General features: G+C 58.9%; 13 protein-coding genes. 4 read left to right on the forward strand and 9 right to left on the reverse strand.

The window, feature by feature from the left end:
- Positions 1–6: 6 nt before the first annotated feature.
- From aliA to badH, 4 genes are read right to left on the reverse strand one after another with little or no spacing between them, the layout of a single operon-like run.
- Positions 7–1,656 (reverse strand): cyclohexanecarboxylate-CoA ligase, encoded by a 1,650-nt coding sequence (gene aliA / locus AMM33_RS02430; protein ID WP_090138417.1) that lies wholly within the window; start codon positions 1,654–1,656, stop codon positions 7–9.
- A 45-nt stretch (positions 1,657–1,701) separates the two neighbouring features.
- Positions 1,702–2,859, reverse strand: a complete 1,158-nt coding sequence (gene aliB / locus AMM33_RS02435) for a cyclohexanecarboxyl-CoA dehydrogenase (protein WP_090138419.1) — start codon at positions 2,857–2,859, stop codon at positions 1,702–1,704.
- 22 nt (positions 2,860–2,881) lie between these two features.
- The gene (gene badI, locus AMM33_RS02440) at positions 2,882–3,664 is read right to left on the reverse strand and encodes a 2-ketocyclohexanecarboxyl-CoA hydrolase (RefSeq protein WP_090138421.1); all 783 of its coding nucleotides are present in this window, start codon (positions 3,662–3,664) and stop codon (positions 2,882–2,884) included.
- A 31-nt stretch (positions 3,665–3,695) separates the two neighbouring features.
- On the reverse strand, positions 3,696–4,463 hold the full coding sequence (gene badH / locus AMM33_RS02445; protein ID WP_090138759.1) for a 2-hydroxycyclohexanecarboxyl-CoA dehydrogenase: 768 nt from the start codon (positions 4,461–4,463) through the stop codon (positions 3,696–3,698).
- Between the two features lie 133 nt (positions 4,464–4,596).
- Here badH and AMM33_RS02450 point away from each other — a divergent pair, with 133 nt between their 5' ends.
- A complete protein-coding gene (locus AMM33_RS02450; RefSeq protein ID WP_228767905.1) occupies positions 4,597–5,115 on the forward strand; it encodes a MarR family winged helix-turn-helix transcriptional regulator in 519 nt (172 codons plus the stop codon).
- 190 nt (positions 5,116–5,305) lie between these two features.
- Here AMM33_RS02450 and urtE read toward each other — a convergent pair whose 3' ends face one another.
- From urtE to urtA, 5 genes are all read right to left on the reverse strand, one after another.
- The gene (gene urtE, locus AMM33_RS02455) at positions 5,306–6,010 is read right to left on the reverse strand and encodes an urea ABC transporter ATP-binding subunit UrtE (RefSeq protein WP_090138425.1); all 705 of its coding nucleotides are present in this window, start codon (positions 6,008–6,010) and stop codon (positions 5,306–5,308) included.
- A 272-nt stretch (positions 6,011–6,282) separates the two neighbouring features.
- Positions 6,283–7,158 (reverse strand): urea ABC transporter ATP-binding protein UrtD, encoded by an 876-nt coding sequence (gene urtD, locus AMM33_RS02460; protein WP_090138427.1) that lies wholly within the window; start codon positions 7,156–7,158, stop codon positions 6,283–6,285.
- The gene (gene urtC, locus AMM33_RS02465; RefSeq protein ID WP_090138761.1) at positions 7,155–8,267 is read right to left on the reverse strand and encodes an urea ABC transporter permease subunit UrtC; all 1,113 of its coding nucleotides are present in this window, start codon (positions 8,265–8,267) and stop codon (positions 7,155–7,157) included. Before urtC ends, urtD begins: the two co-directional genes overlap by 4 nt.
- Before the next feature lie 14 nt (positions 8,268–8,281).
- Positions 8,282–9,865 (reverse strand): urea ABC transporter permease subunit UrtB, encoded by a 1,584-nt coding sequence (urtB, locus tag AMM33_RS02470; RefSeq protein ID WP_090138762.1) that lies wholly within the window; start codon positions 9,863–9,865, stop codon positions 8,282–8,284.
- Between the two features lie 121 nt (positions 9,866–9,986).
- Complete coding sequence (gene urtA, locus AMM33_RS02475; RefSeq protein ID WP_090138765.1) at positions 9,987–11,264, reverse strand: urea ABC transporter substrate-binding protein; 1,278 nt, start codon at positions 11,262–11,264, stop codon at positions 9,987–9,989.
- A 207-nt stretch (positions 11,265–11,471) separates the two neighbouring features.
- Between urtA and ureA the strand changes: the two genes are divergently transcribed.
- The 3 genes from ureA to AMM33_RS02485 are packed head-to-tail and all read left to right on the forward strand — an operon-like array spanning position 11,472 to position 12,295.
- Positions 11,472–11,774, forward strand: a complete 303-nt coding sequence (gene ureA / locus AMM33_RS02480) for an urease subunit gamma (RefSeq protein ID WP_090138429.1) — start codon at positions 11,472–11,474, stop codon at positions 11,772–11,774.
- Positions 11,775–11,793: 19 nt separating this feature from the next.
- Positions 11,794–11,958, forward strand: coding sequence for a hypothetical protein (locus tag AMM33_RS21710; RefSeq protein ID WP_194945186.1), 165 nt, complete (start codon positions 11,794–11,796; stop codon positions 11,956–11,958).
- A gap of 7 nt (positions 11,959–11,965) precedes the next feature.
- The gene (locus tag AMM33_RS02485) at positions 11,966–12,295 is read left to right on the forward strand and encodes an urease subunit beta (protein WP_090138431.1); all 330 of its coding nucleotides are present in this window, start codon (positions 11,966–11,968) and stop codon (positions 12,293–12,295) included.

Raw genomic sequence — 12,295 nt, forward strand, 5'->3', positions numbered from 1 at the left:
TTTGTCCTAAGCTGCACCGTCGCGCAAATCCTCGCGCAGCTTGAATTTCTGGATCTTTCCGGATGGGGTGGACGGCATGCTCTGGCGAACTTCCAGCCGCTCTGGGATGTACTGGATGGCGACCTTTTGTTCCTTGAGGTAAGCGACCATGGTGGGCATGTCCAAGGTCTGACCTGGCTTGGTCACCACCACAGCGCAAGCCCGTTCGCCCAGGCGTTCGTCGGGGTAGGCCACGATAGCTGCCAAGGCCACTGCAGGGTGTTTGTAGAGAAGCGATTCGATCTCGACCACCGGGATGTTTTCGCCGCCTCGGATGATCACGTCCTTGCTGCGCCCGGTGATGCGTACGTAGCCTTGCTCGTCGATACGGGCCAGATCGCCCGTGTCGAACCAGCCCTCGGCGTCGGTGCCGTTGAGGTGCTGTCGCTTGAGGTATCCGCCAAAGTTGGAGCAGGCACGCAGATACAACCTGCCTTGCGTGCCAGCAGGCAGTGCAGGACCCGAGGCGTCGGCTTCCACTACCTTGAGTTCAACGCCGGGAAGGGGTAGACCATCTGTATTGAAGGCGCGTTCATCGGGATCATTGAGCCGGATCAGTGTGACGGCCCCGTTTTCACTCATGCCCCAGGCCGATACGATTTTGGTCCCCAGTGAAGCGCGAGCTTGCTCCACCAGTGGGCCAGGTATCGGGGCGCCAGCACACAGGAAAGTCTTGAGGCTGGGCACCGGTGTTTTGTTTTCTGTCACCACGCGGGTCAAGTCTGTCAAGAACGGCGTGGAGGCCATGGTGAAGCTGGCTTTTTCGGTGTTGATCACCTCGACCGCCTTCTTGGGCTCCCAGATGTCCTGCAACACCGCACTGGCTTTGAGCATGATGGGCATCATCAGGCCATACATGAATCCGGTTTGGTGTGCCATGGGCGAGGCCATCAACACCACGTCTTCGGCACCCAGCTGCAGGCGCTTGGCATAGGGAATGATGTTGGCCATCACGGTGTTGGCCGAATGCATCACGCCTTTAGGTTCACCTGTGGTGCCCGAGGTGTAGATGAGCTGGGTGATGTCATCCGGACCAGGGCGGTGCGCACTCAGGATGCTTGCAGCATCGGGCTCGTTTTCCCAGGCGGGGCCACTCAGCAGGGTTTCAAAACTGTTGGTGCCTTGGCCGTCGATCACTACCACATGCTGCAGATGCGGCAGGCTAGGCTGGATTGCGGTGATCATCTGCTCGAAGTCAAAACCCCGAAAAGTCTTCGGTGCGATGATGACCTTGGCCTCGCCGTGTTTGAGCATGAAATTCAATTCACGCTCACGGAAGATGTGCATCAATGGGTTGATGACAGCACCGATGCGCGAGCACGCCAGGTAGGTCACGGTGAACTGCCACCAGTTGGGTAATTGGCAGGCCACGATGTCGTTCTTTTGCACGCCCAAGCGGGCCAAACCCACAGCCACCCGGTCGGCCATCTGGGCCAGTTCACGGTAGGTGAATCGGCGCACGTCGCCTGCTTCGACGCGGTAGGCGGTCAGCGCCAGTTTGTCGGGGCAGGCCGCCAAGCAAGCGTCCATGTCTTGGTTGATGGTGCGGTCATGCCACAGGCCTTGCTCGATCATGGCGTCACGGCGTGCAGGCAGTAAAACTGCATCGAATTCCATAGTTGTCTCCTTTGGGATTGAATGTTTTTCTTGATGATCAAAATGTCAGGCGGGCACGTTCTTGCGACCCGCACGGGTACGCGCGATGATGGTTTTCATGATCTGTGCGGTCCCGTCACCGATCTGGAAACCCAGCACGTCGCGCATGCGTTGCTCCATCAGGCCGCGGTCGTAACCGCCGTGGCCAAAGCACAGCAGGCACTGGTGGATCACGTCGTAGGCCAACTTGGGGCCCCACCACTTGGCCATGCCAGCCTCGGCAGAGTGCGGAAGGCCCTGGTCCTTGAGCCACAGGCCTTGCAGGCAAACCAAGCGTGCGCCTTCAACCTCGGTGTCGTACTGCGCCAATGGGTGGGTCACGCCCTGAAAAGCCGACAACGGCTGGCCAAAGGCCTGGCGTTGGGTGATGTATTCCCAAGTTTCCTCGAGTGCCACACGCGCTACGGCCAGGCATTGCAGTCCAATCAGTGAGCGCGAATAGTCAAAGCCGTGCATGACCTGCACAAAGCCTTTGTTCTCGTCGCCCAAGCGGTGGCTCACGGGTATACGGACGTTCTCGAAAAAGATGGAGCCGCGGCCGATGGAGCGCTGGCCATGGCAGTCAAAACGACTGGTTGTCAAGCCGGGTGTATCCATGGGCACCAGCAAGGCGGTGACGCCATGCGCGCCCGACTCGGGTGTGCCCGTGCGGCCAAAGACCACGGTGATGTCGGCCTGGTCGGCGGCCGAGATGGAAGTTTTTTCGCCATTGATGACATAAAAGTCGCCGTCCCGCTCAACACGCAAACGCAGGTTGGCCGCATCGGAGCCGCCGCGCGGTTCGGTCAGGGCGATGGCGCAAATGGCCCGGCCCTCTCGGATCTTGTCGAGCCAAGGGCGCACCACTTCGGGCTTGCCATATTTGTAGAGAATCTGGCTATTGAGCGAGGCCAGCAGGTTGAGGTAGGAGAAACTCAGATCGGCGCGGGCGATTTCCTCATGGATCACCCCTGCGGCCACACAGCCCATGCCCAAGCCGCCGAACTCTTCGGGGACCTCGGGACAGATGAAGCCCAAATCGCCCATCTCGCGCAGCAAGGCGCGGTCAAACTCGCGCGTCTTGTCACGCTCCAGAAAACCGGGTTTGATTTTTTCATCGGCAAAGCGGCGCACGGTCTCAGCCAAGGCTTGCAAATCTTCGTTGATATAGGGGTTCGGGTTCATCTGACGTCCTCTGTCTGTGCGTTTACTTGGCGTACTTGCGGAAGTCGGGCTTGCGCTTTTCCTGCAAAGCTTTCACGCCTTCGCGCGACTCTTCGGTGTCGTAGTACAGCTTGAGCGCGTACATGCCCATGCCCGCGATGCCCGACTGGTGGGCGGTGTCCATGTTGAAGCTGCGCTTGGCGATGGCAATGGCGGTGGGGCTGCGTTCGCAGATGGTCTCGGCCCACTCCTGCACGGTGGCATCGAGTTGCTCGTGCGGCACGCAGATGTTGGCCAGGCCCATGTCAACGGCCTCTTGACCGGAGTAGCGTTTGTTGAGGTACCAGATCTCGCGGGCTTTTTTCTCGCCGACAACACGCGCCAAGAAGGCGGTGCCGTAGCCGGGATCGACCGAACCCATCTTGGGGCCGACCTGGCCGAAGATGGCTTTTTCGGAGCAAATCGTCAGGTCGCAGATGGTGCACAACACGTTGCCGCCGCCAATGGCAAAGCCCTGCACGCGGGCGATCACGGGCTTGGGCACGTCGCGGATCGCGGTGTGCAGCTCTTCCATCGGCAGGCCGATGGTGCCCCGACCGTCGTAGTTGCCGTCGTGGGCCGACTGATCGCCACCTGTGCAAAAAGCGCGGTCACCAGCACCGGCCAGCACGATGCAGCCGATGTCGCGGTCGTATCCGGCCTTGTTCAGGGCCTTGATGATCTCGTCGCAGGTGGTGCCGCGAAAAGCGTTCATCTTTTCAGGGCGGTTGATCGTGATCCAGGCCACGCCGTTGCGGTTTTCGTACAGGATGTCTTCAAATTGCATGGGGTTCTCCAAAAGGTTTCGGGGTGGCCGATCAGCCGTGCATGGTCAAGCCACCAGACACGCTGATGACCTGGCCTGTGATGAAGGAGGCGTCGCTGCTGCTCAGGAAGACGATGGCACCAGCGAGGTCATCGGGTTGTCCCAAACGACCCAGAGGGATGGCCTTCTTGAAGGCGTCCATGAGTTTTTCGGGGTTGGCTGCGCCTTCGGCAAAACCTGCGAGCAAGGCGGTGTCGGTTGGGCCAGGGCAAACAACGTTGACGGTGATGTTGTGGCGGGCGTGTTCGCGTGCCAGTGTTTTAGACAGGGCGACCAGACCGCCCTTGCAAGCGGCGTAAACGGCTTCGCCAGAGGAGCCACCTCGGGCCGCGTCTGAGGCGATGTTGACAATGCGACCACCGCCGCGTGCCACCATGCCGGGCAATACGGCGTGGTGCATGTGCAACGCGCCTGTTAAGTTGATGGCAATGAGTTTGTCCCACTCTGCGGGCACGGTTTTGGTGAAGGGCTTGAAGATGTCCCAGCCCGCGTTGTTGACCAGAATGTCGATGGGCCCCAACTGAGCCTCAGCGGCCGCCACCGCGGCGTCAACTTGTGCACGGTCGGTGATGTTGCAAGCAAAAGCCTTGGCCTTGCCACCAGCGGCCACGATGCCGTCGGCCACTTTCTGGGCGGCTTCCAGGTTCATGTCGAACACCGCAACCTGGGCGCCTTCTTCGGCAAAGCGGCGGCTGGTGGCCCCACCAATACCGCCGCCGCCACCGGTCACAATCGCTGTTTTGCCTTTGAGGTCTTTCATGTCTTTCTCCGTGATTTGAAATGGATTGGAAAATTCTGAATGCTGAACATATGACAACATGTTGACTTATTCTAGGGTTTTCCACCGTTCCCCCTCAAGTGTTTTTCGTGTTCAATAACCTATCGTTTACCCTATGTCACAAGCAAAAGAAGCGCGTATGGAACTGGCCAACAGGATTTTCTTCAAGCTGTATCAATGTGCCAACATGTTGCACAAAACAGGTAGCCGAGCGGTGCAGGACGAAGGCCTGACCACACAGCAGTGGGCGGTTCTAGGCGCGCTATCACGGCCCGAGGCGGCGCAGGGGATGGGTGTTGGTGAGTTGGCGCGTTACCTGATGGTCAGCCGACAAAACTTGTCTGGCTTGATCACCCGGATGACACGTGATGGCCACATTGAAATGAGCACAGACGGGCGTGATCGCCGTTCGCGTTTGATCGTGATGACAGAGTCAGGACGGCATGTCTGGATGGATCTGGCCCAACCCAAAATCAAGGCCTACTACGAGCAGGCTCTGCAGGATTTCTCAATGGGCGACATGGCCCATACGCTTCATTACTTTTTGAAGTTACTGGACAACATGGAAAAAATTGACCAAAAAATTCCTGAATCGGAAGAAGACGATGGTCACCATGGGGTGCCTGAACTTTGATCATTCAATGACCTTCTTGACATTCCTGTGCATGGGGGGCATTTGGGAGTCTGGGTTCAGAAAGCGGACATTGAGCGAGTAGCTTTTGATGACTGCTTTTGGCTGGCTGCTTTTTGTCTGCACCTCTTTCCAAGTGGCAGCAACCGCTGCTTAGCTGACTTACACCATCAGCACTTCAACATCAGCCTCCTCAAATCGCCACCAGTTGCTGGATGTTCTTGTCCTTCATCTCGCAGCCCGGCCCACGCGCGATCACCTCGCCCCGCTCCATCACCACATACTGATCAGCCAGTTCTTCGGCAAAGTCATAGTACTGCTCGCACAGCAGCACCGCCATGCGCTGGCCTTGCAGGCCCACGTCGGCCAGTTGGCGGATCACGCGGCCAATGTCTTTGATGATGCTGGGCTGAATGCCTTCGGTGGGCTCGTCCAGGATCAGCAAGCGTGGTTTGGCGGCCAGGGCGCGGGCAATGGCCAGTTGTTGTTGCTGACCGCCCGACAAGTCACCGCCTCGGCGGTGCAGCATTTGTTTGAGCACAGGAAACAGTTCAAACAACTCGGGCGGGATCGGTGTGCTGCCCGGTTGTGTGGCCAGGCCCATCAGCAAGTTGTCTTCGACCGTCAGGCGCGCAAAAATTTCGCGGCCTTGGGGCACATAGCCAATGCCTGCGGCGGCGCGTTCGTAAGGCTTGGCGATTGTCAGATCTTGGCCGTTCAGGGTCACTGTGCCGCTTTTGATCGGCACCAAACCCATGAGCGATTTGAGCAAGGTGGTTTTGCCCACGCCGTTGCGGCCCAGCAGAACGGTGACTTGGCCTTGTGCGTCGCTCAGGCTCACATCGCGCAGGATGTGGGAGCCGCCGTAGTATTGGTGAATATTCTTAACTTCCAGCATGTTTCACTCTTCAAGTAAGTCGAACCTTCGGGTCCGACACAGGGTCATTGAGGGCACTTGTCGCAGCTATTGATCCGGCCCTGTGAAGTTTGCAGGGTGACTTCAATCTTTCACCTTGTGGGAGCTAGCCCTGCTGGCGATCAGACGCTTGTGGACCACAGGCTTTTCGCTTGGCTGGATAGCTCCCACAAAATCCTCCCAACGGGGAATACGCGACTCAGACTTCATCGAGCCGAATCTATAAAGCTCCGACCTACAAGAAACCAGACTCATCAGCGCCCCAAATAAACTTCAATCACCCGCTCGTCGGCTTGCACCTGGTCGAGCGTGCCTTGGGCCAGCACCGCGCCGTCACACAGCACGGTGACGATGTCGGAGATGGTGCGGATGAAGCCCATGTCGTGCTCCACCACCATGAGCGAATGTTGGCCTTTGAGCGTGAGGAACAGCTCGGCGGTGCGCTCGGTCTCGTGGTCGGTCATGCCAGCCACGGGCTCATCGAGCAGCAGCAACTTGGGGTCTTGCATGAGCAACATGCCAATTTCGAGCCACTGCTTTTGGCCGTGGCTGAGTAAACCCGCCTGTTTGGTGACACTGTCCGCCAAGTGGATGGTATGCAGCACCTCGGCCAAGCGGTCGCTTTGGCGCGAGTCCAACTTGAATAACATCGAAGCTTTTACACCCTTGTTGGTCTTGAGTGCGAGTTCCAGGTTTTCAAACACACTCAGGTGCTCGAAAACGGTGGGCTTTTGAAACTTGCGCCCAATGCCCAGCTGCGCGATTTCGGGTTCGTTGTAACGAAGCAATTCGATGGTGCTGCCAAAGAACACGGTGCCTTCGTCGGGCCGGGTTTTGCCCGAGATGATGTCCATCATCGTGGTCTTGCCCGCGCCGTTGGGGCCGATGATGCAGCGCAGCTCACCGGGCGCGATGTCGAGCGACAGCTTGTTGATGGCTTTGAAGCCGTCAAAGCTCACGCTGACATCTTCCAGATACAAGATGCGGCCATGGGTCACATCGACTGCGCTGGCGTCTTGCACCACGCGGCCATAAGCTGCGCTGCGGCCACCGGACTCGGTGGCCTGCACACGCTGCTGCACCGAATGGGCAACGCGCTCAGCGCCTTTTTGGAGCAGGTCGGGCGTCATGCGGCACCGCCTTTCTTGTTGCGCAGCTTGGCCCACAAGCCAATCACGCCATTGGGCAAATACAGGGTCACCACAATGAACAACGCCCCCAAAAAGTACAGCCAAAACTCCGGCGCAGTGACCGTGAGCCAGCTCTTGGCACCGTTGACCAAAAACGCCCCGACGATGGGGCCGATCAAAGTGCCCCGCCCGCCCACGGCGGCCCACACCGCGATCTCGATCGAGTTGGCCGCGCTCATCTCACCCGGGTTGATGATGCCCACCTGCGGCACGTACAAAGCGCCCGCAATACCGCACATCACTGCCGAGATGACCCAGATGCTGAGCTTGTAGGGCAGTGGTGAATAACCCGAGAACATGACCCGCGTTTCGGCATCGCGAATCGCCATCAACACCCGACCGTACTTGCTGCCCACCAACCAGCGTGAGAACAAATAAAAGCCCAGCAGCGTCAAGCCCGTCAATACAAACAGCACCATGCGCATGCCGGGTGTGGCGATCGGCAAATCCAGAATGCGCTTGAAGTCTGTAAAGCCGTTGTTGCCGCCAAAGCCGGTTTCGTTGCGGAAGAACAGCAGCATGGCCGCGTAAGTCATGGCCTGGGTGATGATGGAAAAATACACCCCTTTGATGCGCGAGCGAAAGGCAAAGTAGCCGAACACAAAGGCGATCAAACCCGGCACCAACACCACCAGCAAAAGCGTGGCGACAAAGCTGTCCGACAGCGCCCAGTGCCAGGGGAGTTCTTTCCAGTCGAGGAAAACCATGAAGTCGGGCAGCTCGCTTTTGTAGTTGCCGTCTTGCCCGATCTGGCGCATCAGGTACATACCCATGACGTAGCCACCCAGTGCGAAAAACAAGCCGTGGCCCAGCGACAAAATGCCGGTGTAGCCCCAGATCAAGTCCATGGCCAAAGCGCAAATGGCAAAACACATGATCTTGCCGACCAAGGACACGGCAAAGTCGCTCATGTGCAAGGGGCTGCCCTCGGGCACCAGCAAGTTGAGCACCGGGGCCAAAATGCCCACCGCGATCAGAGCCAGCGCAAAGCCTGTCGAGGCTTTGCGTCCGAGCAAGGGTGCATGAGAAGGAAGTTCAAATTTCGTCATGTTCATGCCCCTATTCACGCCTCAGCGCTGCGCCCCTTCATCGCGAAGATGCCTTGTGGGCGCTTCTGGATGAAGACGATGATGAACACCAACACGGCGATCTTGGCCAACACCGCACCGGTCCAGCCCTCCAGCAGTTTGTTGGCCAAACCCAGGCCCAGCGCGGCATACACCGTGCCCGCCAACTGGCCCACGCCGCCCAGCACCACCACCATGAACGCGTCCACGATGTAGCTCTGACCCAAGTCAGGGCCCACATTGCCCACTTGGCTCAGGGCACAACCGGCCAGACCCGCGATGCCCGAGCCCAGTGCAAAGGCATAGGTGTCGATGCGGGCCGTGTTCACGCCCATGCACGAAGCCATGGGGCGGTTTTGCGTGACGCCGCGCACAAACAAGCCCAATCGGGTTTTGCTGATCAAAAGCGCCACACCGATCAGCACAGCGGCGGCAAACACGATGATCAGCACCCGGTTCCAGGGCAGCTGCAAATTGGGCAGCAGCTGCAGCGAGCCACTCATCCACGAGGGGTTTTCCACACCCACGTTTTGCGCCCCAAACAAGCTGCGCACGGCTTGCATCAGCACCAGGCTGATGCCCCAGGTGGCCAACAGGGTTTCGAGTGGTCGGCCGTACAGGTGCTTGATCACCGTGCGCTCCATCACCGCACCCACCAGCGCCGAGCTGATGAAGGCCACCGGAATGGCCACCAACAGGTAAGCATCAAACGCCTGCGGCAGGTGCTCGCGAAACAGGGCCTGCACCACATAGGTGGCGTAGGCGCCGATCATCATCAACTCGCCGTGCGCCATATTGATGACGCCCATCAGCCCATAGGTGATGGCCAGGCCCAGCGCCACCAGCAGCAAGATCGAGCCCAAGCTGGCCCCTGTGAACAAGGTGCCCAAGCGTTCGCCCCAGCGCAGGCTGCCCTGCACTGCGGCCAAAGAAGTTTGAATTTGTTGTTTGACCGAAGGCTCTTGCTCTTGGGCCAGTTGCTGGTTCAGCAAGAGCAAGGTTTCGGGCTGTTGGCTGTCAGCCAATTCGCGGGCGGCCAGCAAGCGGTCATTTGGGATCTCGCTGCTGAGCAGTGCGGCCGCACGGGCCTGGCGCACCAAGCTTTGAACGGCAGGGTCTTTCTCAGTAGCCAAGGCTTTTTCGAGCAAAGCGGCGCGGCTGGCATCGGGCTCTTTGAGCAGCGACAGCGCGGCTTGCCTGCGCACCTTCACATCCGCACTGAAAAGCTTCAGCGCAGCCAAGGCCGTGTCGATCTCGCCCCGCAGGCGGTTGTTCAGCATCACGTCTTCGGCATCTGGTGGCACAGGCACAGCTTGCCCAGTCACCGGGTCTGTGCCTTGGCCATCGCGCACCACCAGCACCTGGCCATTGGCGATCTTGACCACATCGTCTGCCAAGGCCTGTAAATACAAGGCGGTTTTGTCCTCGCCTTGCGCCACGGCTTGGGTAAGTGCCTCGATGCGTGCATCGCTTTCTCCCACGGCGATGCCTCTGGCTTCGTCCATCGTCAGGGCTTGCGCGGCCGTCAAACCCCACATGGCACAGGCGATCAACGCGCCTTTCACAATCCATCGTTTCATCTTGCTCATTTCCGGGTCAGGCCACTGGCCACCGTCCATGTCGGGGCCAAAGCCACCGACCTGCCTGAAGACCAAGCAGGTCGGCGCTTCAGCTCCGATCCACATTCACGCCTTCAAACGATCACTTCTTGGCTGGCTCGTCAGGTTTTTTGTCGTTGCCGGGGATGTAAGGACTCCAAGGCTTGGCTTTCACCGGACCGGGTGTCTTCCAGACCACGTTGAACTGGCCGTCGGCCTTGATCTCGCCGATGAACACCGACTTGTGCAGGTGGTGGTTTTTCTCATCCATCTTGCTGGTGATGCCGCTGGGTGCCTTGAAGGTCTGACCGGCCATCGCCGCGATCACTTTGTCCGTGTCGGTGGACTTGGCTTTTTCCACCGCTTGCTTCCACATGTTGATGCCGATGTAAGTGGCTTCCATCGGATCGTTGGTGAGAGGCTTGTCTTTGTGACCGGCAATGTTTTTGGCCTTGGCATACGCAGCCCACTTCTTGGTGAACTCGTCGTTGGCGGGGTTCTTGATGCTCATGAAGTAGTTCCATGCGGCCAGGTGACCGACCAAAGGCTTGGTGTCCACGCCGCGCAGCTCTTCTTCACCCACCGAGAAAGCGACCACGGGCACGTCTTTGGCCTTCAAGCCAGCGTTGCCGAGCTCTTTGTAGAAAGGCACGTTGGAGTCACCGTTGATGGTCGAGACCACAGCGGTCTTGCCACCTGCAGAGAACTTCTTCACATCGGCCACGATGGTTTGGTAATCGCTGTGACCAAACGGCGTGTATTTTTCGTCGATGTCTTTGTCGGCCACGCCTTTGCTTTTGAGGTAGGCGCGCAAGATTTTGTTGGTAGTGCGGGGGTACACATAGTCGGTGCCCAGCAAGACCCAACGCTTGGCGCCGCCGCCTTCTTTGCTCATCAGGTAGTCCACTGCAGGGATGGCCTGCTGGTTGGGCGCAGCGCCTGTGTAGAACACGTTTTTGGAGAGCTCTTCACCTTCGTATTGCACGGGGTAAAACAACAAGCCGTTCATTTCTTCGACCACCGGCAAGACCGATTTGCGCGACACCGAAGTCCAGCAACCGAAGATGACCGAGACCTTGTCTTGGCCCAGCAACTGCTTGGTTTTCTCTGCAAACAAAGGCCAGTTGGAGGCCGGGTCCACGATCACGGGTTCGAGCTTTTTACCGAGCACGCCGCCCTTGGCGTTGATCTCATCAATGGCCATGAGCACCGTGTCCTTGAGCACCGTCTCGGAAATCGCCATGGTGCCGGACAAACTGTGCAGCACGCCGACTTTGATGGTGTTGCCCGCTTGCGCTTGGGCTTGGGTTGCAAAGCTCAGGCTGCCCGCCACGAGGGCGGCTGCGGTTGCAAGGGCTTTGAGGTTGCCACGTCGATTCATCATGAGATCACTCCAATCAGGAAAGAAGGTTGTTCAAACACGCACCGAAAAACAGCGCTGCCCGACAACCTGCAATCACCGTGCCAACCCTAGGGAGAACCCTGAAAACCGTATTTTTCTAAGGAGTTTTTTGCACTGCCTATAAAGGGCACGAAATTTGCTTGATGCCTGCCATTCAATGCACCAAGACGCTCACGGCGCACCAAGATGGAACTCACTCCCCGCGAAAAAGACAAGCTGCTGATCTTCACGGCAGGCCTTTTGGCCGAGCGCCGCAAGGCCCGAGGCCTGAAGCTCAACTACCCCGAAGCCATTGCCCTGATCAGCGCCGCTGTGATGGAAGGCGCACGCGACGGCAAGACCGTGGCCCAGCTCATGAGCGAGGGCCGCACCGTGTTGACGCGTGCCGACGTGATGGACGGCATTGCCGAGATGATCCCTGACATCCAGGTCGAAGCCACCTTTCCCGATGGCACCAAATTGGTGACCGTGCACCAACCCATCGTCTGAGCCAGACCCGGAGAACCCCATGAAAAAAATCACCTTGATGCTCACATCCGCCATCGCCACTGCCGCCTTCGCCCACGATGGCCATGGCTTGGGCGGCAGCGCCCACTGGCACGCCACCGACGTGCTGGGCTTTGTAGTGGCTGCCGCCTTGGTGGCTGTGGCCGTTTACTTTGGCAAAAAGTGAGGCCCGCATGACCCCCGGTGAACTGTTGATTGACCCCGGCCAGCACGCCCTGAACGTGGGCCGCCGCACCTGCACCCTGGTGGTGCAAAACGCCAGCGACCGCCCCATCCAGGTGGGCTCGCATTACCACTTTGCCGAGACCAATGCGGGCCTGAGCTTTGACCGCGTGGCTGCACGCGGCATGCGCCTGAACATCGCCTCCGGCATGGCCGTGCGATTTGAGCCCGGCCAACAACGCACGGTGGAGCTGGTGGATTACGCGGGCGACCGCAGGGTGTACGGCTTTCGGGGCCTGACCCAAGGCGCACTCGACGCGCAAAAAACACAAGGCAACTGA

Origin of the sequence: Limnohabitans sp. DM1, from assembly GCF_001269385.1 — a bacterium.
GTDB lineage: Bacteria > Pseudomonadota > Gammaproteobacteria > Burkholderiales > Burkholderiaceae_C > Limnohabitans_A.